This is a genomic window from Orlajensenia leifsoniae (assembly GCF_004570845.1).
In the GTDB taxonomy this organism is placed as follows: domain Bacteria; phylum Actinomycetota; class Actinomycetes; order Actinomycetales; family Microbacteriaceae; genus Orlajensenia; species Orlajensenia leifsoniae.
Window position 1 is genome coordinate 22,270 of record NZ_SPQZ01000008.1, and the last position, 24,869, is coordinate 47,138.

Sequence of the window (24,869 nt, forward strand, 5' to 3'; positions counted from 1 at the left end):
GCCCCATCCGAACGCGGACCCGACGGCAGGCAGGCGCGCCCCTGATAGTTTTGACGGGTGCTGCCAGCGGAGGATGACGACGTGACGTCTCCGTCGGTGGATGTCGTGATCGCCGTGCACAGTCCGGACCGTCCGGTCGAGCGTGCTGTCGGCTCCGTGCTGCTGCACACGACGGCGTCGGTTCGAGTGACCGTCGTGGTCCACAACACCGATGCTGCTCCCGTCGTCGCCCGGTTGTCCGGATTCGTCGGCAAGGCCGGCCTGCGGATCCTCGAGCTCCACGACGGCATCGCCAGCCCGGCCGGGCCATTCAACCTCGGCCTCGACCACGCCACCGCGCCGTTCACCTCCGTGCTCGGGTCCGATGACGAATTCGAGCCCGGGGCGATCGACGCCTGGCTCGCCGTGGCGAACAGCGACTCCGCCGACGTCGTGATCGCATGCCTGCGCCATGCCGGCGGATCTCCGGTCCCGACCCCGCCGACGCGTCCCTTCCGGCAGAGCAGCCTCGACCCCGTGAAGGATCGCCTGAGCTACCGGAGCGCTCCGCTCGGGTTGGTGTCCCGCGCAGCGTTCGGCGAGCTGCGCTTCGCCGAGGGACTGCCGTCGGGCGAAGACCTTCCCTATGTCTCCCGGCTCTGGTTCTCCGGGCGGCGCATCTCCTCGGCACGCTCGGCCCCGGCATACCGCCTCCACGATGACTCCGGTGATCGGGTGACCTTCGCCACACGATCGATCGCGGAGGAGTTCGCCTACCTGCCGTCGACCATCGGCAGTTCGTGGTTCCGCGCCCTGCCGGCACCGTCCCAGTCCGCGCTCGTGGCCAAGTTCCTGCGCATCCACCTCTTCGGGGCCGTGTCGAACCGACCGGACCCGGCCCTCTGGGCGACGCCGGACCGGGAGGAGCTGGCCGAGATCGCCCGTCTTCTGCTCTCGTCCGGCCACGGTATCGAGGAGGTCCTCTCCCGAGCCGATCGCGACCTGCTCGACGCCATCCTGGACCCGTCCTCGTGCGCTCGCACCCTCGGATCGCTGGCGATCCGACGGAGGAGACGCCTGGCCGTCGCCTCCCTCTTTCCGCGACGTCTCACGAGGCTGCTGCATGCCGAGGCTCCGCTGCGATTCTCGGCGGCATCCGCACTCGCCAACATCGCCCTTCCTCGTCGGGCGTACCCAGACGCGCTAGAGTTCCGCTGACCCGCCCGGTACGAAGAGCAGGCCGTCCTCCAGAACGCGGCGCGACATCCGCCCGTCGTGCACCTCGCGCACGAAACCCGGGCCCCGGGCGGCGACGGATCGATAGTGCTCGCGACGCGCCAGGACGTCCCGGAGCACCTCTTCGATGGAGTCGATGTCCGCCTCCACGACGGGCAGCTCGAGACCCGTCGCGGACACGACAGCCGCTCGCGCCTGCTCGCTCACGTGCGAGACGACGAGGCGCCCCGAGCCCATGACCTCGCACGCTGCGACCCCATAGTCGCCGAGCCGGAACTGGTCGAGCACGATGTCCGCTCCCCCGAACAGGGCCGGCATCTCGACATGCGTGACGTTCGAGACCGTCACGTACTCGATGATGCCCTCGTCGTGCAGGCGAGTGAGGATCGGAGTGATCTCGGCGGTGCCCTTCACCAGCGGGTTCGACGGCACGTGCAGCACACGAGGGCGGGCGCGTTCGAGGATCGGCGTGGATTGCGCCCAGGCGGCAGGGTCGATGACCACCGGAAGGAGATGCGCATCCGGCACGTCGAGCAGGAGGCCGGGTGTCGACACGAATGTCGGGGCGCCGAGCGCACCGAGCACGCGGAGATTCCCGAGCACGACCTTCTCCAGCGCCGCCACCGGCACCCAGTCGTCGTTGTGGAACGGCGACCACGGATCGGCTTCAGCGTGCCGCGACGGCAGGCGGATGTCCGACCCGTGGCAGATCATGCCGATCTGGACTCCCCCGCCACGGATCGCGCGGGCCTGGGCCAGCACGTCTCCGCCATAGAGACTGCCGAGCGGCTGCATCTCCGCCTCGATGAGCATGTGGGTGAATCGTTGGGTGATTGCGGCCAGCTGGGCCTTCTGCCAGCGCCTCGAGTGCCCGGCGATTCGACCGGGCACGGGATAGTCGACGGGATAGCCGAACGGGTTGATCGAGTCGTAGACCATGTTCATCGCGGCGACGCGCGGGTTCTCCGCGACGGCCCGAGCCCAGCGATAGCCCTGTCCCGCGTAGTTGGCCGGAGCGATCATCAGGCGGATCGGCCGGTTGGCCGGACTCGGCGGTGGCGGCACCCTCTCTCCCTTCACCGTGGCGACGGTGACGGCGAGAGGATCCCGGATCCACGACGGCATGGCCCGCCAGAGCTCCAGCGTGCTGGGGAGGCGCATCAGGCGAGAACCCAACCGTCGAGGAGCACACGAGCGCTCAGCCGACCATCGTGCACGGCCCGCACGAAATCGGCGCCGTCCCGTCCGAGGGCCGCCCGACGCGCCGGGTCGGCGATCAGGCCCAGAAGCACGTCCTCGAGGGTGTCGGGAGTCGCCTCGACGATCGGCAGCTCACGCCCGGTCTGCTCCATCACGACGTCGCGCACGGAGTCGAGGACGTGTCCGACGACGACTCGGCCGGCGGCCATCGCCTCGCAGGCGGCGACCCCGTAGGAGCCCAGCCGGAACTGGTCCAGCACGATGTCCGCCTGACCGTACACCACGGGCATCCGGGCCGACGGAACACCGGTGATGGTCAGGTACTCGATCGTTCCCGCCTCGTCCAACCGACGCAGCGCCGGCTCGATGAGATGCGTCCCCTTGACCGTCGATTTGCTCGGGACGTGCACTACGACGGGGCGGCTGCGCTCGTCCACGGCGACTCCGCCCTCCCACCGGGCGGGGTCGATCACGACGGGGCACCAGGTGGCGTAGGGAACGTCGACGAGCAGATCGGGAGTGGAGACGAAGGTCGGACGCCCGAGCTCATCGAGCAGTGCCCGGTTTCGCACGGCATCGCGTTCCAGCTTGACGAGGTACGTGTCGTCGTCGGCGAAGGGCGACCACGGCGTGAGCGACACGTGCGTGCTGGGGCGGCGGATGTCGGCCCCGTGGCAGATGAATGCTGTGGAGAGCCCCCGTCCGGCGAGCACACGGGACTCGACCGCGACATCACGGGAGTAGAGGCGTCCGAACAGGGCGCGCTCGGCCTCGTAGAGGACATGGGAGAAGGTCGAGACCGCTGCGAGTTCGGCCTCCTGCCACACCCTCGAGTTGTTGTAGACCGGAACGGACACCTCGATGTCGGCGGTGAACGAGAATCCGCCCGGAACGTCGACGGCCATGTTCAGTGCTCGGACATCCCTCGGATCGGCGTCGATCGCCCTGGCCCACAGCCAGCCCTGGGCGGCATAGTTGGTCGGTCCGATGTACACCGCAGCCGCAGCATCCGGCCTCACCGCAGGAGCCGGCAGGTCGCCAGTGGACGACGAGCCGAGGGAACGGGCTGCAATGCGGCCCAGCAGGCTGTCGGGATGGTCGGCTATGTAGTCGATCGTGCGGTTGGCGAAACGGGGAAGACGGTTGCGATTGCGCAACGTGCGATCGATGGCGGACCGCGGCCAGCTCATCACTCGGTTCACCATGCCCATAGCTCTCCCATCATCTCACGGGGTCGTCGCGGCCCGGACGCCGCCCGCCGTCAGTGCGGCAATCGCAGGCGCACGACGCGGCGCAGCAGCGAGTCGATGGCGAAGGCGTCCCTCAGGCGCACCGTGCGCAGGCGATCAGCCGGGCCAGCCCCCCGCACACGCGCGATGGCGAGTGCGACGCCATCCGCGTCTGGGGCGGTCGCCGCAGCGACGACCAGGTGCTCGGAGCGAGAGAGAGAGCGAACGGCGGACTCATCCAGTCGGTGCAACCACTCGGCGACCCGGCGCAGTGCATCGAGATCGTCCGGCGTCCAGTCCGAGGCCTGCTGGCGCAGAAGGACCGCCGGGATCACGTTCATGCGCCAGAGTTTGATGGCGATCGCACGACGTCGTCGTCGGGGCAGCGACAGGGGCCAGGACTGCTCCGACAGGTGGAGCAGCGCCTCGAATTCGGCCGCCGGGGACCGCGTGAGCAGCGTCACCCGTTGCGGTGCGTCCTGTCCGATCACGTAGCAGGGAAGATGCTGCCCGACGTCTATTCGAGCCTGCCCATTGAGCAATGCGAGACCGAGCTCGATGTCCTCTCCCGATGTGAATCCCGTCGTCAGCGCGATTCCTGTGCCCTCCAGGTAGGAGCGTCGTATCAGGCCGAGAGGCGCCGCGCGGTAATTCAGTCGGTCGCGCACCGGATCCAGTCGCGCACCGCGGAACGGACGCGTGAGCGGATCCCGCCACAACGCCCCAGCCTGATCGCGCAGGCGGGCGATCAGGTAATCGGTACGATGCGAGCGCACGTGCTCGGACCACGCGTCGAGCGCTCCGGACTCGAGGAAGTCATCCGATCCCATGATCGCCACGTACGTGCCGGTCGCGATACCGAGGCCGTGGTTGAACGGGCCGGCCGGCGAGTACAGGCCGTCCGCGAATTCGACCACACGCAGCCTCGCCTCCCCGGCGAAGGATACGAGGGCGTCCGAGAGGCTCTCAGCGGAGATGCCGTGGGCGACGACGGTGACCCGCGCATCCGTCGACGGCGACGCCGCGAGAACCGAGGCGACAGCACGGTCGATGCGGCGTCGCGGATCGTGCACCGCGATGACGACGTCGATGAAGGGGTCGGTCGCGCTCACGACGTCGCTGCGGCGGGCCGACCGAGGCCGGCAAGGGCCACCTGCTCGCCGAACGCGGGGAGCGTGGTCGCCAGACCATAGAAGGTGTCGAGGCCCAGTACTCGGCCATCCTCGAGATAGCAGATCTGGTCGTAGTCCTTCACCGTCGACAGTCGATGCGCGACCGAGATGATCGTGAGCTCGCCCTGCAGACTGCGGATGGCCCTCGTGACATCGTCCTCCGTCTTCGTGTCGAGCGAGCTCGTCGCCTCGTCGAGCACCAGCACGAGCGGATCGGCATAGAGGGCTCGTGCAATACCAAGACGCTGCTGCTGACCACCGGAGAGGGCGACACCGCGTTCGCCGATCTTGGAGTACATGCCGGCTTCCCGCTCGCCGACGACGGCCGAGAGCTGTGCCATCTCGAGGGCGCGGTTGACACGTTCGGGGTCGAAATCGTCGTCCCAGGTGAGCGCGACGTTCTGCGCGATGCTCCCGTCGAAGAGGGCGACCCGCTGCGGCACGTAGCCGACGCGTCCACGCCAGGCCCGCAGCACGTCACCGAGGGGAAGGCCGTCGATCGTGAGACTCCCGTCGGTGGGTGTGCTGAGGCCGAGAAGAAGATCGATCAGGGTGGACTTGCCCGCGCCGGACGGTCCCACGATTCCGAGGGAGCTGCCGAACGGGATGTCGATGTCGATTCCGCGCAGTACGTGGCCGTTGGTCGTCGGGTAGCGGAACTTCACCTGGTGGAGGCTGAGGACCTTCGGTCCAGCAGGAAGCGTGGCGCGGTCCTCGCCGATCTCGGTGGCGTTGACATCGCTCTCCGAACGAGTGATGTCGTCGATGACGTCCTGCGCGGAGGGAATGGTGGCTGATGCCTGGATGATGCCGCTCTGCACGCCGTTGATGGCGGGGATCAGCCGGAACCCGGTGACCGCGAACAGCGCGACGGAGATGATGGCCTGATCGGGCCCGGCGATGAGGAAGGACGCGCCGCCGATGAGCAGGAACCCACCGACGAGGGCCGCCTCGAAGGCGTACTTCGGGATGACGCTCAGGAAGGAGCTGTTGGCCCGTGCCCGCACGGCGCGGACGCGTTCCGAGGTCACGACTCGGGAGACCTGCTCCAGACGGTTGCGGAGGGTGATCTCCTTCAGCGCCTCGACCATCTCGGTCATGAAGATGGCGACACGGTAGCTGGCGTTGCGGTTGACCCGACCGGCGAGCAGGGCACGGCGGGTGACGAAGTGGTTGACGACGAACGCGACGAGGCCGAGGTAGAGCAGCGCGATGATGGCGGTGAGCGGCTGGGCGACCACGAGAACCACGAGGATGAGCACGAAGGTCAGCAGGCTGCCCGGAATGAGGGCGAGCGGCAGGATGAAGCCCATGATCGTATTCGCGATGCCACCGTCGGCGATCCGGGTGACTTCAGCGACGCTGCGCTTCGAGCGCTCCTCCCAGGAGGAGTGGATGTAGGCGCGGAACATCCGCTGCCCGATCTCGAGCTCGTAGCGCGCGAAGCGGCGGGTGGCGACCCAGTGCAGTCCGACGGATAGGACGCTCTTGAGGATGATCAGCCCGCAGGCCGCCAAGATGAGAAATGGGGCGGCAGAGGCCGGGAACTGGCCGATGATCGGAAGGGTGATCGGCGAGCCCGTCACGATCGGCGTGATGATCAGCGCGAGCAGGGTCATGGCTCCGACGTCGAGCAGCGTGATGGCACTGGTCAGCACGACGTAGAGCGCGAAGAAATTCCTCGCTCCCGCTGGGAGAAGAGGCAGGAGGTCTCGGAGCGTTTTCCACAGGAGCTTCATGGCGTGACGACACTACCATCCGCCGTATGTGGGAAGCCCGAGTGCGGGGCGGCGCCTCAGTAGCCGCCGAGATTCGGCTCGGATCAGGATGCGGCGAGCGCTGCGATCGCCTGCTTCCAGATCGCCACCTGAGACTCGGCGGACAGCTCGCGGGCGCTGGCGTTCGCGCTCGCCTTCCACTTCTCCACCTCGTGGACCGTCATGGTGTCCAGAACGGCAGCGAGGTCTTCCGGCGCGAAGCCGTCGGCGACCACTCCGAGCCCGAATCCGTGGACGTACTCGGCCATCTCCGGCGATGGTCCGATGATCACGCCGAGCCGAGCCTGGACGTAGTCGAACAGCTTGTTGGGCAGGGCCCAGCGATTGTTGAAGTTCGTCGGCGGAAGGAAGTGCACTCCCACGTCGTAGCGCTGTAGCGTGCTGGAGAGCTCGGCGTACGGCACAGGATCGTTCACCCGCACCCGCCCGCCGGACTCCGCGGCGCGCTCGCGCAGGTGGTCGAGGAAAGCCGGCTGATTCGGAGTGAGGTAGAAGTCAAGGGTGGCTCCCGAGGTGGAGGCCATCACCCCGGAGACGAGGTCGTCGAGGCGACGATCGTGCATCGCGGCCCCGGAGTGCACCAGCCGCACGGGTTCGCCGACCGGCTGCGGCTCCGCCACGATGTACGGTGCCGCGTTGGTGACGATGACCGGGCGGAATCCGAACATGCGGTCGTACTCCCGCGCGAGTCCCCCGCTCACGGTGCTCCACGACGACGCCTGACTGACGTACTCACTGCACAGCCACTCGACGTACGGCGTGATCTTGAGCTTCCAACCCTCCCAGTCCTCGTGCAGCAACGGCGAGTACTCGTGCAGGTCTGCGTGCACTCCCTTCGCGGGTTTCAGGCGGAGCGCGATGGGAACGGCTTCGACATCGTTGGCCAGCACGACGTCCCATCGGCCCGGTTTGAGGTGGCGGCGCACCCAGCCGACCGACCACAGCGACCAATAGGCGCGTTTGTAGCGCTTCTTCGTGATGCGTCCGTCATGCAGCACGTTGTGGAGCACGTCATCGGGGATGCGGATGTGCTCGGCCACCCCGTCGGGCGCCTCGCCGTAGCCGCACGTGGTGACCTCGTACTCGTCGCGGAAGGCCTCGACCTGCTTGAGCACGCGCGCATCCCCCGCAATCGGGGAGAACGAGAGGATGAGCAGTCGGGTCTTCATGCGGTTCGGCCTCGTCGTCGTTTGGCTGTTCAATGCCCGTACAGACTACCGGCCGTCGGGCAGGGCGAGTCAGGACGGCGGGTGGCCGGATCGCAGAAACGGCTCGAGGACGCTGGCGGTCAGCGCGCCGTCATGCACGGCTGCCGCAAACATCGGGCCCCGCTCGGCGACCGCCCTGTACCGCTCCGGATGGGTGGCGACATCCCGGAGGACCACATCGAGCGTGTCGATCGTCGCCTGCACGATCGGGACCTCGAGGCCGGTGAGGTTGCGCACATGATCCCGCACCTGCTCGCTCAGATAGCCGATCACGAGGCGGCCACCCGCCATCGCCTCGATCGCCGTCGCCGAGTAGATGCCCAGCCGGAACTGCTCGAGAATGATGTCGCTCATGGCCAGGGTGGCCGGCATATCGCTGGCGGGAACGCCCTCGATCCGCCGGTAGTCGATGACTCCCTCATCGTGCAGACGACGAGTGGTCGGTTCGATCAGCTCTGTGCCCTTGATGACCGAATTCGTCGGAGCATGCATCACGACCGGGATTCCTCCCCGCAGGACAGGGGTCGCATTCGACCACCGGGCCGGATCGACGACGACCGGAAGCCAGATGGCCCCGGGATGGTCGAGGACGAGCTCGGGAGTCGACACGAACACCGTCGCGTCCTGCTCGGCGAGGAATGCTGCGTTGCCCCGAGCCGTCTCCTCGAGGACGGGAAGCAGCGGCCAGTCCTGGTCGCGGAACGGAGACCACTCCTCCCTGGCCGCGTGCCGGCTCGGCAGTCGGAGATCGCTTCCGTGGGAGACGTAGCCGACGACGAGTCCGGCCGCTCGCAGTTCACCCGCTTCACGGCGCACGTCGCCGGCGCAGTAGCCACCCAGGATCGGGCGCTCGGCCTCGACGAGCACGTGGGTGAACCCCTCGAGCACGGCCGCCGCGTGGCGTCGGTACCACCACTCCGAATCGACTGCGACGTTCTCGGCGACGCGATGGTCGGCCCGGAATCCACGGTCGATGCCGCGGGAGATGACGAGGTTGGCCGCCCCGACCCCCGACAGGCGTTCGGCTGCACGGGCCCACTCGAACCCCTGACCCGCGTAGTTGGCGGGAGCGATGAGGAGTCGCACCTCGCCTGCCGGAGGTCTGATGGCGGCCGGCAGATCAGCAGCCCTGTAGCCGAGGGTGTGCGGAACGAGCCGTACCCGGATCGGCTCGGGAAGGGCGAGCACGACCGCACCGACCGACCGTCGCGCCCAGGCGACGAGCCGCGCGACCGGGTTCACGCGCGTTCCGATCCGGCGCCGCTCCGCACGACGGCGGCCGCCTCCCTGGCACGCGCAGAGCTCGATGCGTTGTCGGCCACCCACTGTGCACGGATTTCTCGGTCCCTCGTGTCCCGGGCTCGTCCGAAGGCGTCGATGAGGGCGTTCGCCACTGAATCGATGTCGTAGTCCACGGCCGTGCCGAGGCTGCCGGCCGCGATGACGGACCTGGACGGACCGAGGCCGGCGAAGACCACGGGCGTGCCCGTCGCGCTGGACGCGAAGATCTTGGTGGGCAGGGCGAAATCGTATCCCTGGCCCGGCATGAGGCTCACGAGGCCGGCCCGGGCTGATCGGAGCCACCGCGCGGCCTCTGCAGGCGGCACCGACCCGTGGAACTCCACAGCTCCAGGCGCCAGGTCGGACGCGAGGCGCTCGAGCGCCCCCCACGCGCTCCCCTGCCCGAGGAAGGCGATCCTGGCGTCCGGGTGAACCACGAGCACGGCGGGCATGGCACGGATGAAGATGTCGGCGCCCTGCCATTCACTCGTCGTGCCGGCGTAGACCCCCCACGGCGCATCGACGTCGACGTCGCCCGCTGGAGTGAATATCTCGGTGTCGATGCCGTTCGGCACGACCACGACATCGGCGCGGGGTGCCAGCATGAGCACTCGATCCCGCACGCCGTCGTTCACAGCGAGCACGCGTCGCGCTCCGCGTAGTGCGCGTGCCTCGATCCAGCGCACCGCCACGACGACCGGACGGGGAGCGTCGGTGGCCGCCGTCGCGTCCGACCAGATGTCAGCCGCGTAGTAGACGTACGGCAGCCGGCGGAGGTCGCAGGCGACGCGGACGAGGAGCCCGGTCGTGGGGGGCGGCTCCACGACGACGACGTCGCCGCGCGCAGTGAACAGCACACGGAAGAACGCCGGCACGTCGAAGCTCATGTACTGCAGGTAGCCGCGCAGGTAGCCACTCCGGTCCCGAAGCACCGGTGCCCGACGGACGCGCATCCCGGGTGCGTCCGGTCCGGATTCCGAGCGCAGTGCCGGGGGGATTGTGGTCGTGAGCACCTCGACCCGGTCTCCTCCGGCCACGAGCGCCCGGGTGAGGGCCAGCAGTCGGAAGGATGCCGCGGCCGCCTCGGGCGAGAAGATCCGGCTGACGAGGGTGACTCGCATGTCAGAAGGTGACGGGCAACCCGCTGCGCGCCGACTCGAGCGCTCCCTCGACCACCTCGAGGGTGCGCAGGCCCTGCTCGAGGGTCACGATGTCGTTCGAACGACCGAGTACGGCGTCGCGGAAGGCCTCATGCTCTACGCGCAACGGCTCGCGCTTGGCGAAGGAGTACCGGGTGACGTCTCCTTCTGAAACGCCGCGGAACGAGGACACGGACTCCCATTCGAGCGGGATGGTGCCATTCGCGAAGAAGGTGAGGTCTCCCGTCGAGGTGTCCGCGACATAGGCGCCGCGCTCGCCGGTGACGACAGTGACGCGCTCCTTCATGGGGCTGAGCCAGTTCACCAGGTGAGAGACGATGACCCCGTTCGCGAGGCGTCCGGTGACCGCGATCATGTCCTCGTGGTTGCGTCCGCTCTTGAAGGTGGTCTGCGCGTAGACGGAGGCGTAGGTGCTCTGCGCCACCCACGAGGTGAGGTCGATGTCATGCGAGGCGAGATCCTTCGCCACGCCGACATCGGCGATGCGGGCGGGGAAGGCGCTCTGGCGTCGGGTGACGATCTGGTACACCTCGCCGAGGTCGCCGGCGGCCAGCCGGGAACGGAGTTCCTGGAGCGCCGGGTTGAAGCGCTCGACGTGTCCGACAGCGCCGACCAGTCCCCTCTCGGCGAAGGCCGCGACCATGCGATTGCCCGCGTCGACGCTGTGGGCGATCGGCTTCTCCACGAGGGTGTGCACGCCTGCCGCGGCGAGTTGGAGGGCGGCATCCTCGTGGAACTGCGTGGGAACAGCGACGACCGCGATGTCGATTCCCGCCGCGATGAGCGATTCGATGTCGGGAAGCACCTCGAGAGCTCCGGCGACGCCGTGCGGATCACCACCGGGATCGGCGATCGCGACGAGTTCGACGCCGTCGACCTCGCGCAGCACCCGAGCGTGGTGGCGCCCCATGACACCGACGCCGAGCAGGCCGGCGCGCAACGCAGCCATCAGGCGCCAGCCATCGCGACAGCGTTGACCGCAGCGACGATGCGCTCGAGGTCGGACTGCGAGAGTGAGGGATGCACGGGCAGTGACGCGACCTCGCTGGCAGCTTTCTCCGTCTCGGGGAGATCGAGTGCCGGCGCGAAGTGAGCGAGGGACGGCAGGCGATGGTTCGGAATCGGGTAATAGACCCCCGAACCGATCGCGTGCTCCTCGCGGAGCGCGGTGACGAAGCCATCGCGGTCCTCAGGTACACGCACCGTGTACTGGTGGTAGACGTGACGCGCTCCCGGTGCGACGCGCGGAATCACGACGCCCTGCAGGTTGGCGTCGAGGAAGGCGGCATTGCTGCGGCGGGCCTCGGTCCAGGCACCCACCTTGGTGAGCTGTACACGGCCGATGGCAGCATGGATGTCCGTCATGCGGTTGTTGAAGCCGATGAGCTCGTTCTCGTACTGCTTCTCCATGCCCTGATTGCGCAGCAGCTTGACGTTGCGCACGATCATCTCGTCGGCGCAGCTGACCATGCCGCCCTCCCCGCTGGTCATGTTCTTGGTCGGGTAGAGGCTGAACATGGCGAAGGTGCCGAAGGTTCCCACGCGGTGACCGTCGATCTCGGCGCCGTGGGCCTGGGCGGCGTCTTCGTAGAGGGCGACGCCGTGCCGGTCCGCCACGGCGCGCAGCTCGGCCATGAGGGCGGGGTGGCCGTAGAGGTGCACGGGCATGATGCCCTTGGTGCGCGGCGTGATGGCGGCCTCGACGGCGCGCGGGTCGAGCGAGAAGTAGTCGGGCTCGATGTCGGCGAACACCGGGGTGGCACCGGTGAGGGCGACGGAGTTCCCCGTGGCCGCGAAGGTGAACGACGGCACGATGACCTCGTCGCCCGCGCCGACTCCCGAGGCCAGAAGGCCGAGGTGCAGTCCGGAGGTGCCGGAGTTGACGGCGACGCTCGCGCGCCCCTCGACCATCTCGACGGCGAACTCCCGTTCGAACTCAGCGACCTCGGGGCCTTGGGCCACCATTCCTGAAAGGAGGACGCGGTCGACCGCTGCACGCTCGTCGTCGCCGATGATCGGCTTCGCGGCGGGGATGAAAGTGTCAGTCATGTTCGGCAAGCTCTTCGAGCGCCCCTTCGTTCTCTCTGTACCGGGTTCCCGTCGCCGGGCACACCCAGTGCGAACCGTCTTCGACGAGTCGCTGTCCTGCTCGCCCGACCCAGCCCAGCCGGCGAGCTGGCACGCCGGCCATGAGGGCGAAGTCGGGCACGTCCCGTGTGACGACGGCGCCGGCGGCGATCGTCGCCCAGGCGCCGATCGTCACGGGAGCCACGCACACGGCGCGGGCGCCGATGGAGGCGCCGTCCTTGATGGTCACCCCGACGGGTTCCCAGTCGTGCGCGCTCTTCTGCGTTCCGTCGGGGTTCACCGCCCGGGGGTAGGTGTCGTTGGTCAACACGACCGCGGGGCCGATGAAGACCCCGTGGCCGAGATGCGCGGGCTCGTAGATCAGTGCGTAGTTCTGCACCTTGCAGTTGTCCCCGAGGACGACGCCGGTTCCGATGTAGGCCCCGCGCCCGATGACGCAGTTCTCACCGAGAACGGCCGTCTCGCGCACCTGGGCGAGATGCCAGATGGAACTGCCTGATCCGATGGTCGCATCGTCGGCGACATCGGCCGAATCCACGATTCGGACGCCGGGGCTCGTCGGCACTGTGCGGTTCCTCCTGGATCTGGTACTGGCATGCGCTGCAGCGCCCAGCCTATCGCGTTCTGCAAGAATGGTCTGATGCACGCACCTGCCCCCAGCCCCGCCGTCGACCCTCGGCGACACGCTGCGGACACGTGGATCGTCATCCCCCTCTACAACGAACGCACCGTCATCGAGCAGGTCATCGTCGACCTGCGCGTGCACTTCGATCACATCGTCTGCATCGACGACGGCAGCGTCGACGGATCCGCCGCGGTCGCAGCATCGGCTGGGGCCCGGGTGGTGCACCACCCGGTCAACCTCGGGCAGGGAGCCGCCCTGCAGACCGGATTCGAGTACGTCGAGGCGCATCCTGAAGCCCGCTACATCGTCACGTTCGATGCCGACGGCCAGCACAGGGTGAGCGATGCCGTCGAGATGGTCGACCTGGCCAAGGCCGACGACCTCGCCATAGTGTTCGGCTCGAGGTTCCTCGACGACCGCACCAATCCCGGATGGCTGAAGCACGTCATCCTGAAGACGGCCGTCTGGGTCACGAACCTCACCACGGGCCTCCGGTTGACGGATGCGCACAACGGTCTCCGCGTCATCCGCACGGATGCCGCCCGCCGGATCGAGCTGGAGCAGGACGGCATGGCGCATGCCACCGAGATCGTCCTGAAGCTCGGGCGCACCAGGCTTCCCTGGAAGGAATACCCCGTGGAACTCCTCTACACGGACTACTCGAAGGCCAAGGGCCAGTCGGTGCTGAACTCCGTCAACATCCTCGTCGATCTGCTGGTGCGCTGATGTGGATCCAGATCCTCCTCGTCATCGGCGTCGTCGTCGTCGGACTCTTCCTCGCCCGTCCGGGCGGAAGCGACAGCCACCTGGCGCTGCGCCGCCTGTTCATGGCCGGATTCGTGATCGTGGCGATCGTGTCGATCATCTTCCCCCAGTGGCTCAGCTGGCTCGCCAACCTCATCGGGGTCGGGCGCGGAGCCGACCTGCTGCTCTACGCCCTCGTGCTGGCGTTCCTCGTGTTCGTGGCGACGACCTATCGCCGCAACGTCGCGGTGAACCGCCGCATCACGCGGCTGGCCCGTGAGGTCGCCCTGGCACGCGCCGCCGCCGAAGACGCCGGGATCGAGCGCCCCCAGGCCTGACGGCCGATCAGCACCCACCTTGGCCGCTCCCGACCCTGACCGCTCAGGACTGGCAGTCGAGCACGCGGTAGAGCACGGCCGAGCCGACGCGGTCGACCTCCTCGAAGCCCGGCGCTGTGTCCAGGCCGAGCAGACCCGGGTACGCGACGGTCGCGTCGAAGTTCAGCAACTTGGCCGCGTCCCCGAAGTACGTGCCGAAGTCGAGGGCGTACTCCACTCCGAGTCGATTTGCCGCTGCGCACACCTCCGGATCCGAGGCGATCTCGTTCAGTCGGGAGTTCAGGAGCACGTGGTCCGGATCCTGCGAGTAGTTGAAGTGCGGGTTCAGCACGCGGCGGTCGGCGATGGCGTAGGCGAGGTTCGTCCCGGTCCATGGATTACCTGCGATGACACTGTCGGGATCGGTCGTGTCGGGGAGACGTTCGAGCAGCGTGCGCTCGTCGGTCGAGAGGATCGGCGCCCACGACCCCGACCCCCAGGCATACCGACCAGTCGCCGATGCGGTTTGAAGGGCCGGAACCTGTCCCGCAGTGACGACAACGACGAACAGGGCGACCGAGACGACGCAGCCGATGACCGAGGTGATGGGGCGCGACGGGAAGCGCCGGTTCCACCGCACCGACACGAGGTCCCAGAGCGTCACAGCGCCGACGATACCGACGACGACGCAGACGACGCCGAAGAGCGCGGCCATCCGGGGCGGGTCCTTGTAGAAGAGACCGAGGAACAGCACTCGCACCTCGGCTGATCCCACGGCTTCGGCGATGAAGAACAGCACCGCGGAGATGGCCCACGCACCGACGAGCCAGAGCCGTCGGCGGGTGACGATCATGATGACGATGCCGATGATCACGAACAGCGCCAGCCCGAAGGACGGCGGCTGACCGTCCCGGAACAGCAGGAAGGTCTCCAGAAGACCGAATCTGTCGCCGACCTTCGGTCCCCATGGTGCGTATTGCCCCATACGTCCGACGATGATCCAGGCGGCCACGAAGGCGCCGACGGCAAGAGTCGCCAGTGCGATGATCGTGATCATCCGGCCGCGGGACGCAGCACCACGCGCCGCAGAGGCGACGAACCAGGCGAACGCGGGCAGGGCCACGGCCACGGCGAAGAAGGCGACGGCTGGTTGAGCGAGGGCGATGGCCAAGAGCACGAACCCGGCTGCGACGGCACGCTGCAGCAAGGAGGAATCGAGGTCGGAACCACGGCCGAACACCGAGAACGCCAGAGCCAGAGCCAGCGGGAGCAGCGCCGTGGCGAGGAAGAACGGGAACAGCACCCCGAACGTGAGCATGAGCAGCGGGAACCAGGGCAGCACCGCACCGAGCACGGCTGCGGCGATGAGGGCTGCGAGGCGACCGGGGAACAGCACTCGGGCGACCAGCAGAAGGGCGCCGGGCCAGACGACCGCCGCGACGGCGAGGTTGATCATGTTCGCGGCGAGCGGGATGCTGACCCCCGGCGTCATCGCGACGAGAGAGACGACGTCGTGCCAGGCGGCGGGATAGGCGCCCCCGGAGGAGATAACCCCGGTCAGCGACAGCGACGACGCATCGCCGGTGTCGAGGATGTAACGCACGGCGTTGAGGTGGAAGCCGTTGTCGAAGGTCTGGGAGATGGCGTCGGGGCCTCCCCACACGATGGCGAGTTGGAGCAGGACGGCCACCGCCGCCACAGCCCACGGGATGACGACGGCGAGCCGCGGCATCCGTGAGACCGGTGCCGGCCGGCGACGGAACACGAAACGGCGGAGCAGCCAGGCGACGAGAGCGAGAAGCACCACGACGATCACGACGCTGAGCGGGCTCCACTCGACGCCGACGCGACCGAACACGATGGCGATGACGCCGACGAGAGCGACGCTCACGGCCGGAGCCACGGTGATCAGCAGCATGCCGCGGGCGCCGAGGGCAGCCAGGACGGCGGCTCCGGGGAGCAGCAGCCACGCGAGCGCGATGAGAAAGGCCGGAACGGCCGATATCCAGGTGTCCATCAGCGTGCGATCAGGGCATGGCGAGGACGACGGTGGAGCACGGGCACGTCGAACAGTGTAGACGGCTTCGCTGCGTGCTCCCGGCGAACCGGGGGCATTCGGGCTGATCGCCGGGTGATCGCCGGGTGCCGGGTGGGTGAACGCCGCGCGCCGCCCTGCGCACGCGCGACCGCTCGCCCGGCACGCATCGCCGATCGATCAGCTACTCGAACGTCAGGAATCAGCCGCAGTAGTACATCATGCGAACACGGTCCGTGAGAGCACCGGTTCCGCCGAGCACGACGAGCTTGTCGGCGTTCTTGGCGGTGATGGACTCGCGCACGGCCCTCGGCAGGCAGTCGGTGAAGCTGAGGTACAGCGGCATCCGGGTCTTCCCTGCGGCAGCGGCTCCGGCGAGGGCATCGGGGAACGACGCACCGGAGGCCACGTAGGCCGTGGCGGACGATCCGAAAGCCGCGTTGGTGATGGCGACGCTGGTGGCGTAGCGATCGATGCCCGAGCGCCGCACCACGCTGACTCCCGATGCCGCCACGCTCGACGCGAAGCCCTCGGTGATGGCCCCGGGGCCACCGGCGAGAGTGATCTTGGTCGCACCGATCGCTCCGAGCACATTCAGGGTTGCCTCATCGGCCTTCCGCGCCTTGCCGTCGACGAGCAGGACCGGCGTCTTGGCTGCACCGGCTGCTGCGCCGGCCGACAGCGCGTCGGCGAAGTCCCACCCCGTGGCGAGGTAGGCGGAGGCGACCTTCGGGAACACCGTGGACGCGATGAGCCGGGAGGTCTCGAAGCGGTCGGCGCCGGCGATGCGCTGCGCTGGAGCGACGGTCCTGAGCGCGTCCATGACGGGGTCGTCGACGACTCCGGTTCCACCGACGACAACGATCTTCTTGGGCTTCAACCGCTTAAGCTCGATCAGCGTCGACGTCGGGATGGCCGTCCGCGCAACGAGCAGCAGCGGCCCGCCCTGGGCTGCAGCGGCCGGGGCCGCCGACAGGGCATCCGCGAATCCGGCGCCGGAGGCGATGTAGACCACCCGAACGCCGGCGGACTTGTAGGTGTCCTTGGAGATCTCGACAGCAGTGGCGTACCGATCGTTGCCGCCGAGACGGGTGGTCGGCAGGGGCGTCGTCGAGTTCGGGTTGCCGAACCAGGCGTTGTAGTACAGCGAGAAGTTCCTGTTGCCGTAGGAGGCGCAGCCGTCCCACGAGGCTCCCCACCCAGCAGCCAGGCTGTTCGCGTTGGGCTGGTACGGAGTGTAGAAGTAGAGCGCCGAGGTGGCGAGGTTCTGGATCGTGACCGACGACGACCCGCAGGCGGCATTCGGACTGTACTGGATGGGGCGCGGCTCACCCACGCGGAACTTGCCCCCCTGGTACATCGAGCTGCCGGGGTTGGTGTACCAGACCAGCTGGCGAGCCGCCGCGTACACCTGGTTGAAGAAGCCGTAGAACTGCGAGTCGCAGACCGACGTGTCCGGGCATCCCATGCCCATGGCCTTGCGCATGACGCCATCGCTCGGAGCCCGCGAGGTGATGAGTCCCTGCTCCTTCTGGAGGGTGACGAGGATGACCTTGGCGCTCAGCCCGCACAGACGCTGCACACGGTAGATGATGCTCGCTGCCGATTCGCCGTTCGCGCCGCTGTAGGCGGCGCAGGTGCCGAAGCTCCACGAGGCGTTGGGTGTGTTCATGCGGAATGCCGCGAGGCAGTTCGAGTTCTGGCAACCGCCCTGGGCGTTGATCTGGCGCTCTAGGAAAGCCTGGATCTCGGCCTCGGTCATCGCCCACGAGTTGAAGAAGTTGAAGTCCGTGATGATGGAGCCCGGGCTGAACGTTCCTGCAGCGAGCGTCTGGATCCTGCCGAACGCCAGCGGCGCGGGCGTCTCGGGAGCGACAGGTGCCTCGGTGGCCGGAGCCTCCGTGGGCGTCGGCGTGGCGGACGGCGTTGGCTCTGCCGACGCCGACGGCGACGGCGTCGGCTCGGCGCTGGGCGTCGGCTCGGCGCTGGGCGTCGGCTCGGCGCTGGGCGTCGGCTCTGCGGTGGGTTCTTCCGTGGGCGCCGAGCCCTCAGTGGGATCGGGTGACGGTGCCGGCTCGGCGGACGGATCCGTACTGGGGTCCGGCGTCGGGGTCTCGCCCGGGTCGCCGCTGGTCGCATCCGTCGTCGAGCCGTCGGGCGTCCCCGCCGTAGGTGCCGTCGCGGACGATGCCTGGGGAGCCGCGACAGCCGGAGTCGCAACGATGCCCGGCATGCTCACCCCGAGGGCCGCGGCGAGGAGGATGGCGACGACAGACTTCATGGTGCGGTACTCCAAGCGCAGTGCGCGGCCAGCGCCCGACCGCTGCCCGTCGCCCTCCACACTATCCCGCAGGGTCGGCATGGGGAGGAACTGGCCGAAGGAAACGCCGATCGAATGCGAGAACGAGCGGATCAGTGCTCGCCGGCGCGGGCGATGCCGGGTCCGCGAGCGATCAGGCGCCGGTACGCCACGCGCCGTACGGGCTCGGGAACGAACCTGTAGGCGCCGCGGACCGCGACGTTGCGCAGGTACTGGGCGCGGGTGGTGAAGCCGATGCCCAGCAGCGCCTTCTGCAGGGCCCGCTCGCTGTGCCACTGGTCGCGCCCACCGCGTCGGGCATAGGCGCCGGCGCCCACGCGGTACATGACCAGGGGCTCGACGACATTGCCGACCCTGGCCCCGCTCGCGATCATGCGGGCGAACAGCCAGTAGTCCTCCATGAGACCCATGGCCTGATATCCCCCAGCCGCGTCGACGGCACTGCGCCGGTAGACGACGGTCGGGTGGCTGAACGGATCGTGGAATCTCGCGTAGTCCTCGATCTCGGTCTGGCCGGTGCGCGGGATCCGCTGTCCGACGATGGAGCCGACATCATCGAGGAATTCATACATCCCCGTTCCGACGAGGTCGAGGCCGCCCTCGATCAGGGGGAGCTGGCGCTCGAAGCGACTGGCGAGGGAGATGTCGTCGGCGTCGATACGCGCCACGATGTCGTGGGCGCAGACGGAGAGTCCGCTCGTGAGAGCCGTGGCGAGGCCGACGTTCTCGGGGAGCACGTGATGCACGACGGGAACCGGGCTGTCGGCCACGACCTGGTCGATGGCGGCGGTGAGTTCTGAGGGCACAGGGCCGTCCTGCACGACGACGACCTGTGCGGGGCGCCGGGTCTGCGCCGTGACGCTGCTCGTGAACGCCTTCGTGAAATGGGCGGGGTCGTCCGCCCTGTAGACGGGGAGGAGCAGCGAGAACTCAGCCGGGGTCGCCTCGCTCATGCTGTCGCGCGTTCGACGGCGACGACGTCGGCGGATGCCCCGTCGAACCCGGCGAGGGCGTCGCCGTTGGCGCGAGGACGGGTGCTGAACCCGTCGCGCCAGCCGCGACGGAAGCCGTCGCCGAGGACGCTCCGGTCACTCGACCGGGCAGCCGTGCGGATCCAGCGCCGCACGCTCGACGCGCCGTAGAGCAGCTTCTCGCCGCCGCTGAGGCTCTGCGAGTGCCGCAGCATCCACAGCTTGTTGCGCACCTCGTAGTAGAACCTCGGGCCGGGATCGACGTCGGTCGAGCCGAGCACCTTGGTCTTGTGCACGACGACGCTGCCAGGCACGAACACCCCGCGACGGCCCCGCAGCAGCCGGGTGGAGTACTCGAAGTCGTCGTTCCAGATGAAGTAGTCGGCGATCGGCAGGCCGACCTCGCGCACGACATCGGCGCGGGCGAACATCGACACGAACGAGGTGCTGCGCACGGGAAGGTTCCCGCGGGATCCCGCCTGCTCGCTCTCGGCGGCCGAGACGAACGGCTTCCGGCGCGGGGTGTTCATGGGGTGATCCTGGCCGTCGGTCCAGACCACGCGGGAGCCGGCGACGACGAGGTCAGAGCCGTCGACCGCCACGAGCAGGGCCTGGAGGGCCGTCGCCGTCGGGATGGTGTCGTCGTCCATGATCCAGAGCCAGTCCGGCCGGTGGTGCTGCAGCGCCCGGGCCATGCCGACGGCGAATCCGCCGGCTCCCCCGGTGTTGCGGTCAAGGGACACCAGGTCGACGGCGGTACCGAACGTCGCCACGACGGCGGCGGTGTCATCCGTCGACGCGTTGTCGACGACGACGATCGCCTGCACCGTCCGCTCCTGGCCGAGCAGGGCCTCGATGGCCTCCCGCAGGAGCTCGCTGCGGTTGTACGCCACGATGACGGCGACGACCCGGGTGGCGTCGGGCGCGGCTGAGGCAGAGGCGGCTGAAGACATAGACCTCTATCTTGCCGTTAATTCCTGAGCCGGGCATGCGCGTGCCGGGGCACGGATGCCGCCGGTCGACGCCCCGCCCCGCTCGCTGTGACGGCCGCGTTCGCATCCGGCGCCCGGAACCGGGAGAATCGGGGTGGACAATCGATCGGGGGCACCATGGACGACGGCCACACGGGTCAGCGGCACGGCGTGCTTCAGCGCACGGCGACAGGGAAGGCGGCAGGCGCATGACGACACTGCGTGTGATCGCCGACCACCTCATCTCCGGTCCGACCGATGTCCCCGACGGCTACTCCGTGGCCATAGCCCGCGCCATCATCGCGACCACACCAGAGGGCTGCGACGTCGAGGCCATCGTGCCCGGCGGCTCCGACGATCTGGTCAGCCAGGTTCGGGCCGAACTGGCCGGCCTCTCCGAGGTGCAGCCCACCTCGCTGTCCACCCGCGGCCTCGCCATGGCCTGGAGCCTCGGCGCGATCGCATCGAGCGGCCGCGGCCTCGTGCACGCCCCCGGACTGCGCGCGCCGCTCCGTTCGCACGACCGCGCGCGCGGCGACCAGATCTCGGTGACGGTGCACGACACCCTCGCCTGGACCACGCCCTCCGCCATCGGCCGCGATGCCGTGACGGTGCGGAAGGCCTTCCTGCGGCGCGCGCGCCGCTTCGCCGACGCCATCGTCGTGCCGAGCCACGCCGTTGCCGATCAGTTGGCCGAGATCGCCGACTTCGGCGACCGCATCCGCGTGATCGCCGGCGCTGGAAGCATCGGGTTGACCGTGCCGGCGGATGCCGATCGCCGGGCCGCCGCGCTCGAGCTCCCGACTCGCTTCATCCTGGCCGAGGGCTCCCTCGGCGCCGGGGACGGCGTCACCGAGCTCATCACGGGGCTACGGCGCAGCGACCCCGGCCTGCCCCTCCTCGTTCTCGGCGCCGACGCGACGGTTCCCGACGGCACGGAGCACGACGAGCTGCGCGCTGACGTCGAGTCGGGCCGGGTGCGTCTGCTCGGAGAACTCGGGCCCGAGGATCGCGCCGTGGTACTCGACCGCGCTGCCGTCTACGTCTTCCCGGGCATCGAGGCCGGCTTCGGCGCCCCCATCATCGACGCCCTGCGCTTCGGGCTGCCCGTCGTGCACTCCGACGCCCCTGCGCTGGTCGAACTCGTCGGCGAGGCCGGCATCTCCGTGCAGCGTGGTGACGCCGACAGCTACCCCGAGCTGCTGAGCAGCGCCGTCGCCGCGATCATCGGCGACGACGAGCGCGCGGCCAGGCTGCGGATCGTCGGGTCCGACCGCGCGAAGGCGTTCACCTGGCGTGATGCCGGTGAGCGCATCTGGCAGCTGCACGCCGACCTCTGAACCTCACCCGCTCGCTGAGGCCCAGACGCAGTCCGCACTCCCCGCTCGCTGAGGCCCGGACGAAGTCCGCACTCGCCGCTCGCTGAGGTCCGGACGCAGTCCGCTGCCGAAGCGCCTCACTCAGCAGGCGCGGGCGTCTCCGTCGGCGGGTACACGGCGGCGTTCACCATCGCATGGATGGCGTCGAAGTCGGGCTCGGACGGGTCGATGCCGTTGGCGGGAACGAGTTCCACGTTCGTGACGGGGAGCTCCTTGGTCTTCGACGCGAGGTCGACGAAGTAGCCCAGCATGCTCTGCGGGACATCGGTCTTGACGACCTGCGCCCCGGCGCTGGCCACGGCCTGGAACTTGGTCAGCACGTTCGCCGGGTTGAACTGCGAGAGGATCGCGTCCTGCAGCACACGCTGGCGGGCCATGCGGTCGTAGTCGCTGGTGCCGTGCCTGGCGCGTCCGTACCAGAGCGCGTGGAAGCCGTCGAGGTGCTGGGCTCCGGGTTCGATCCAGCCCTCGACGCCGTTCAGGTCCTCGTCGCCGCCGATCGGGATGCGCTGGTCGACGGTGATGTCGACGCCGCCCAGGGCGTCGATGAGGTCGGAGAAGCCCTGCATGTCGATGAGCACGTAGTACTGGATGGTGAGGCCGGTGACGCCCTCCGCTGCATCCCGCATGCCCTCGATGCCGGGCTCGCTGCCGTTCGCCTCGGCATCCGGGTACATCTCAGGGCTCTTCAGCTCCACCTCGGTGTAGATGGAGTTCAGGAGGCAGACGTCGACGTCGCATTCGTCGTCCCAGCCGTAGCCGTTGGGGTACTTATCCGCCATCGGGCCCGGGGAGAACGGCGCGTACATGAGGTTGCGCGGAAGGCCGATCGTGACAGCCTGCCCGGTGGTCGCGTCGATGCTCACGACGGAGATGCTGTCGGGACGCATGCCCTCGCGGTCGGGGCCGGCGTCGCCGCCGAGCAGCATGATGTTGTACTTGCCGTCGACCGGAGGAACGCTCGGACCAGCCTGGAAGACCGTGCTGAGGAATCCACTCGCCGAGGTGGCGATGTAGGCCCCGTACACGGCCCCGCCGCTGAGGAAGATCATGAGCAGCGCTGTCAGGCCGCCGATCCAGGCCCTCGCGGAGGGCGCCGTGCGCACCAGGCGAACGAGGCGCAGGGTGTCGATCGAGAGGATCAGCCACACGACGGCGTAGAACACCAGAACGATGGCCGCGATCCACAGCGTGATCGAGGTGCTGAACAACGTGTACAGGGTCGTGCGCGCCCCGAGATACAGCCCGAGCAGGATGGCGACGATGGCCCAGAGCACGAAGGTGCTGACGAGGCCGAAACGGCCGAGCCGCCGGTTTCCCGCGAGAACCTGCGGGGTTCCGGGGATGAGGAAGTTGAGGACGACGAGCCACCACGCGCGGCGGGTCATCACCTCGGAGGACGTGGTGTTCGGGTAGCGGATCGGGCTCGCCACTGAGGTCATGGTGCTCATAGCTGGGACTGCAGGTCCGTGTTCTTCTTCTCCACGAGGGCGGCGAGGCCCTCGGCGTAGGCGGCCAACTGGTCGGCGAGTGCCTCATCGGCCGTCGCGAGGATCTTCACGGCGATGAGGGCGGCGTTCTTCGCCCCGCCGATCGACACCGTCGCCACAGGCACACCGGCCGGCATCTGCACGATCGAGAGCAGCGAGTCGAGTCCGTCGAGCCTGCTCAGCGGTACGGGCACACCGACGACCGGAAGCACCGTGACCGAGGCGAGCATGCCGGGGAGGTGGGCTGCACCGCCGGCACCCGCGATGATGACCTTCAGACCGCGGCCACGGGCATCCGTGCCGTAGTCGATCATCTTGCGCGGGGTGCGGTGCGCGGAGACGACCTGCACCTCGAAGGGCACGCCGAACTCGCGCAGGGTCTGCGCGGCATCGCTCATCACCGACCAGTCCGAGTCTGATCCCATGACGATGCCGACGATCGGGCTTGCTTCACTCACCCGTCGATCCTAGATCCGGCGGCTGGGAGATGCCGCCACGGCGCGCCCCTGTCAGTCGGCGAAGTGCGCCGCGGCCGCCCGAGCCTGGTAGGTGACGTCGTCGAGGTCGTCGCCGACTGCCGTCACGTGCCCGACCTTGCGACCGGGTCGAGGAGCCTTGCCGTAGTTGTGCACCTTGACCGACGGATGCTGCGACATCGCCGTCGCGTATCTGTCGGCGAGCGTGCCCTCCACCGGGCCCCCGAGGATGTTCACCATGACGGACCACTCGTCGTGGATCTCCGTCGATCCGAGCGGGAGGTCGAGCACGGCGCGCAGGTGCTGCTCGAACTGGCCCGTCGTCGAACCGTCCATCGACCAGTGGCCGCTGTTGTGCGGCCGCATCGCCAGCTCGTTCACGAGCAACCGTCCGTCGGTGGTCTGGAAGAGCTCGACGGCGAGGGCACCGGTCACGCCGATGCCCTCGGCGACGGTGACGGCGATCTGTCTGGCCACGTCGGCCAGGCGACCGGCCGAGTGCGGCGCGGGCGCGATGACCTCGCTGCAGACCCCGTCGGCCTGCACGGTCTCGACCAGCGGCCACGACACGATCTCACCCGACGGGCGACGGGCGACCTGCTGGGCCAGCTCACGGCTGAAGTCCACGAGTTCCTCGACCAGGAGTGCGTCGCCCTCGGTGAGGGCGGCGAACCAGTCGTCGGCCTCATCGGCTGCCCGCACGACCCGCACACCCTTGCCGTCGTAGCCGCCGCGCGGCGTCTTCACGACGGCCCGGCTGCCGTGGTCCGAGAGGAAGGCCGCCAGCTCGTCGGAGTTCTCGACGCGCGCCCAGTCGGGAACGGGGAGGCCAAGCTCGGTCAGCTTCTCCCGCATGAGCAGCTTGTCCTGGGCGTAGAGCAGCGCGTCGGGGCCGGGGTGAACGGCGACTCCGCGGTCGACGAGCTCGCGGAGGATCTCCTGCGGAACGTGCTCATGGTCGAAGGTGAGCACGTCGACCGTGTCTGCGAAGGCCAGCACGGCGTCGCGATCGCGGTAGTCGCCGACGCCGACGGCGGCGAGTCCGGCCGACATCCCGTCGGCCTCGGCGAGCACGCGCAGCTCGATGCCGAGCTCCACTGCAGCGGGAATCATCATGCGGGCGAGCTGGCCCGCACCGATCACACCAACGATCATCATCACGTCTCTCCTGGCTCTCAGCTCGCGGAGGACATCCGCAGCCGGCATTCAG

General features: G+C 68.7%; 21 protein-coding genes. 4 read left to right on the forward strand and 17 right to left on the reverse strand.

What is annotated here, in order from left to right; all coding sequences use genetic code 11:
* Window positions 1–81 precede the first annotated feature (81 nt).
* A complete protein-coding gene (locus E4M00_RS16275; RefSeq protein WP_167756935.1) occupies window positions 82–1,197 on the forward strand; it encodes a glycosyltransferase family 2 protein in 1,116 nt (371 codons plus the stop codon).
* On the opposite strand, the gene E4M00_RS16280 is transcribed toward E4M00_RS16275, so the two are convergent.
* The 10 genes from E4M00_RS16280 to E4M00_RS16325 all read right to left on the reverse strand — a co-directional run bounded on the left by E4M00_RS16280 (window position 1,183) and on the right by E4M00_RS16325 (window position 12,896).
* The gene (locus tag E4M00_RS16280) at window positions 1,183–2,376 is read right to left on the reverse strand and encodes a hypothetical protein (protein WP_135121542.1); all 1,194 of its coding nucleotides are present in this window, start codon (window positions 2,374–2,376) and stop codon (window positions 1,183–1,185) included. The two genes, E4M00_RS16275 and E4M00_RS16280, sit on opposite strands and share 15 nt — an antisense overlap.
* Window positions 2,376–3,620, reverse strand: coding sequence for a glycosyltransferase family protein (locus E4M00_RS16285; RefSeq protein ID WP_135121543.1), 1,245 nt, complete (start codon window positions 3,618–3,620; stop codon window positions 2,376–2,378). Before E4M00_RS16285 ends, E4M00_RS16280 begins: the two co-directional genes overlap by 1 nt.
* Window positions 3,621–3,676: 56 nt before the next feature.
* Window positions 3,677–4,756 carry a glycosyltransferase family 2 protein gene (locus E4M00_RS16290; protein WP_167756936.1) on the reverse strand — a complete coding sequence of 360 codons (1,080 nt, stop codon included), beginning with the start codon at window positions 4,754–4,756 and terminating at the stop codon, window positions 3,677–3,679.
* Window positions 4,753–6,474 carry an ABC transporter ATP-binding protein gene (locus E4M00_RS16295; RefSeq protein WP_240037233.1) on the reverse strand — a complete coding sequence of 574 codons (1,722 nt, stop codon included), beginning with the start codon at window positions 6,472–6,474 and terminating at the stop codon, window positions 4,753–4,755. The genes E4M00_RS16290 and E4M00_RS16295 overlap by 4 nt, the downstream gene beginning before the upstream one ends.
* A 164-nt stretch (window positions 6,475–6,638) precedes the next feature.
* Entirely contained in the window at window positions 6,639–7,763 is a 1,125-nt protein-coding gene (locus tag E4M00_RS16300) for a glycosyltransferase family protein (protein ID WP_135121546.1), read from the reverse strand.
* A 69-nt stretch (window positions 7,764–7,832) separates the two neighbouring features.
* Complete coding sequence (locus E4M00_RS16305; protein WP_135121547.1) at window positions 7,833–9,044, reverse strand: hypothetical protein; 1,212 nt, start codon at window positions 9,042–9,044, stop codon at window positions 7,833–7,835.
* Window positions 9,041–10,204, reverse strand: a complete 1,164-nt coding sequence (locus tag E4M00_RS16310; RefSeq protein WP_135121548.1) for a glycosyltransferase family 4 protein — start codon at window positions 10,202–10,204, stop codon at window positions 9,041–9,043. Before E4M00_RS16310 ends, E4M00_RS16305 begins: the two co-directional genes overlap by 4 nt.
* A gap of 1 nt (window position 10,205) precedes the next feature.
* Window positions 10,206–11,192: a Gfo/Idh/MocA family protein gene (locus tag E4M00_RS16315; RefSeq protein ID WP_135121549.1), complete on the reverse strand. Its 987-nt coding sequence runs from the start codon at window positions 11,190–11,192 to the stop codon at window positions 10,206–10,208.
* Entirely contained in the window at window positions 11,192–12,292 is a 1,101-nt protein-coding gene (locus E4M00_RS16320; RefSeq protein ID WP_135121550.1) for a DegT/DnrJ/EryC1/StrS family aminotransferase, read from the reverse strand. Before E4M00_RS16320 ends, E4M00_RS16315 begins: the two co-directional genes overlap by 1 nt.
* Window positions 12,285–12,896 (reverse strand): acyltransferase, encoded by a 612-nt coding sequence (locus tag E4M00_RS16325; RefSeq protein ID WP_135121551.1) that lies wholly within the window; start codon window positions 12,894–12,896, stop codon window positions 12,285–12,287. The genes E4M00_RS16320 and E4M00_RS16325 overlap by 8 nt, the downstream gene beginning before the upstream one ends.
* A 75-nt stretch (window positions 12,897–12,971) precedes the next feature.
* Here E4M00_RS16325 and E4M00_RS16330 point away from each other — a divergent pair, with 75 nt between their 5' ends.
* Window positions 12,972–13,682: a glycosyltransferase family 2 protein gene (locus E4M00_RS16330; RefSeq protein WP_135121552.1), complete on the forward strand. Its 711-nt coding sequence runs from the start codon at window positions 12,972–12,974 to the stop codon at window positions 13,680–13,682.
* Window positions 13,682–14,038 carry a DUF2304 domain-containing protein gene (locus E4M00_RS16335; RefSeq protein ID WP_135121553.1) on the forward strand — a complete coding sequence of 119 codons (357 nt, stop codon included), beginning with the start codon at window positions 13,682–13,684 and terminating at the stop codon, window positions 14,036–14,038. The genes E4M00_RS16330 and E4M00_RS16335 overlap by 1 nt, the downstream gene beginning before the upstream one ends.
* A gap of 43 nt (window positions 14,039–14,081) precedes the next feature.
* Here E4M00_RS16335 and E4M00_RS16340 read toward each other — a convergent pair whose 3' ends face one another.
* The 4 genes from E4M00_RS16340 to E4M00_RS16355 form a co-directional block, all read right to left on the reverse strand.
* Complete coding sequence (locus E4M00_RS16340; protein ID WP_135121554.1) at window positions 14,082–16,034, reverse strand: DUF6541 family protein; 1,953 nt, start codon at window positions 16,032–16,034, stop codon at window positions 14,082–14,084.
* 220 nt (window positions 16,035–16,254) lie between these two features.
* Window positions 16,255–18,333 (reverse strand): cell wall-binding repeat-containing protein, encoded by a 2,079-nt coding sequence (locus E4M00_RS16345; protein WP_135121555.1) that lies wholly within the window; start codon window positions 18,331–18,333, stop codon window positions 16,255–16,257.
* A 131-nt stretch (window positions 18,334–18,464) separates the two neighbouring features.
* Window positions 18,465–19,325 (reverse strand): glycosyltransferase, encoded by an 861-nt coding sequence (locus tag E4M00_RS16350; protein ID WP_135121556.1) that lies wholly within the window; start codon window positions 19,323–19,325, stop codon window positions 18,465–18,467.
* Window positions 19,322–20,296 (reverse strand): glycosyltransferase family 2 protein, encoded by a 975-nt coding sequence (locus E4M00_RS16355; RefSeq protein WP_135121557.1) that lies wholly within the window; start codon window positions 20,294–20,296, stop codon window positions 19,322–19,324. Before E4M00_RS16355 ends, E4M00_RS16350 begins: the two co-directional genes overlap by 4 nt.
* A gap of 227 nt (window positions 20,297–20,523) precedes the next feature.
* Here E4M00_RS16355 and E4M00_RS16360 point away from each other — a divergent pair, with 227 nt between their 5' ends.
* Entirely contained in the window at window positions 20,524–21,654 is a 1,131-nt protein-coding gene (locus tag E4M00_RS16360; RefSeq protein ID WP_167756937.1) for a glycosyltransferase, read from the forward strand.
* 116 nt (window positions 21,655–21,770) lie between these two features.
* Here the strand turns inward: E4M00_RS16360 and E4M00_RS16365 are convergent, their stop codons facing one another.
* From E4M00_RS16365 to E4M00_RS16375, 3 genes are all read right to left on the reverse strand, one after another.
* Window positions 21,771–23,144 carry an LCP family glycopolymer transferase gene (locus E4M00_RS16365; RefSeq protein ID WP_338033199.1) on the reverse strand — a complete coding sequence of 458 codons (1,374 nt, stop codon included), beginning with the start codon at window positions 23,142–23,144 and terminating at the stop codon, window positions 21,771–21,773.
* A complete protein-coding gene (purE, locus tag E4M00_RS16370; RefSeq protein ID WP_135121614.1) occupies window positions 23,141–23,608 on the reverse strand; it encodes a 5-(carboxyamino)imidazole ribonucleotide mutase in 468 nt (155 codons plus the stop codon). Before purE ends, E4M00_RS16365 begins: the two co-directional genes overlap by 4 nt.
* 84 nt (window positions 23,609–23,692) lie before the next feature.
* Window positions 23,693–24,865 (reverse strand): 5-(carboxyamino)imidazole ribonucleotide synthase, encoded by a 1,173-nt coding sequence (locus tag E4M00_RS16375; protein ID WP_420813458.1) that lies wholly within the window; start codon window positions 24,863–24,865, stop codon window positions 23,693–23,695.
* Window positions 24,866–24,869 lie beyond the last annotated feature (4 nt).

Coding starts and splice junctions, on each gene's coding strand:
- E4M00_RS16350 (WP_135121556.1), bottom strand. CDS start 19,325: ATGAGCGAGGCGACCCCGGCTGAGTTCTCGCTGCTCCTCCCCGTCTAC.
- E4M00_RS16280 (WP_135121542.1), bottom strand. CDS start 2,376: ATGCGCCTCCCCAGCACGCTGGAGCTCTGGCGGGCCATGCCGTCGTGG.
- E4M00_RS16310 (WP_135121548.1), bottom strand. CDS start 10,204: ATGCGAGTCACCCTCGTCAGCCGGATCTTCTCGCCCGAGGCGGCCGCG.
- E4M00_RS16355 (WP_135121557.1), bottom strand. CDS start 20,296: ATGTCTTCAGCCGCCTCTGCCTCAGCCGCGCCCGACGCCACCCGGGTC.
- purE (WP_135121614.1), bottom strand. CDS start 23,608: ATGGGATCAGACTCGGACTGGTCGGTGATGAGCGATGCCGCGCAGACC.
- E4M00_RS16315 (WP_135121549.1), bottom strand. CDS start 11,192: ATGGCTGCGTTGCGCGCCGGCCTGCTCGGCGTCGGTGTCATGGGGCGC.
- E4M00_RS16340 (WP_135121554.1), bottom strand. CDS start 16,034: ATGGACACCTGGATATCGGCCGTTCCGGCCTTTCTCATCGCGCTCGCG.
- E4M00_RS16345 (WP_135121555.1), bottom strand. CDS start 18,333: ATGAAGTCTGTCGTCGCCATCCTCCTCGCCGCGGCCCTCGGGGTGAGC.
- E4M00_RS16285 (WP_135121543.1), bottom strand. CDS start 3,620: ATGGTGAACCGAGTGATGAGCTGGCCGCGGTCCGCCATCGATCGCACG.
- E4M00_RS16330 (WP_135121552.1), top strand. CDS start 12,972: ATGCACGCACCTGCCCCCAGCCCCGCCGTCGACCCTCGGCGACACGCT.
- E4M00_RS16300 (WP_135121546.1), bottom strand. CDS start 7,763: ATGAAGACCCGACTGCTCATCCTCTCGTTCTCCCCGATTGCGGGGGAT.
- E4M00_RS16360 (WP_167756937.1), top strand. CDS start 20,524: ATGACGACACTGCGTGTGATCGCCGACCACCTCATCTCCGGTCCGACC.
- E4M00_RS16365 (WP_338033199.1), bottom strand. CDS start 23,144: ATGAGCACCATGACCTCAGTGGCGAGCCCGATCCGCTACCCGAACACC.
- E4M00_RS16375 (WP_420813458.1), bottom strand. CDS start 24,865: ATGCCGGCTGCGGATGTCCTCCGCGAGCTGAGAGCCAGGAGAGACGTG.
- E4M00_RS16335 (WP_135121553.1), top strand. CDS start 13,682: ATGTGGATCCAGATCCTCCTCGTCATCGGCGTCGTCGTCGTCGGACTC.
- E4M00_RS16320 (WP_135121550.1), bottom strand. CDS start 12,292: ATGACTGACACTTTCATCCCCGCCGCGAAGCCGATCATCGGCGACGAC.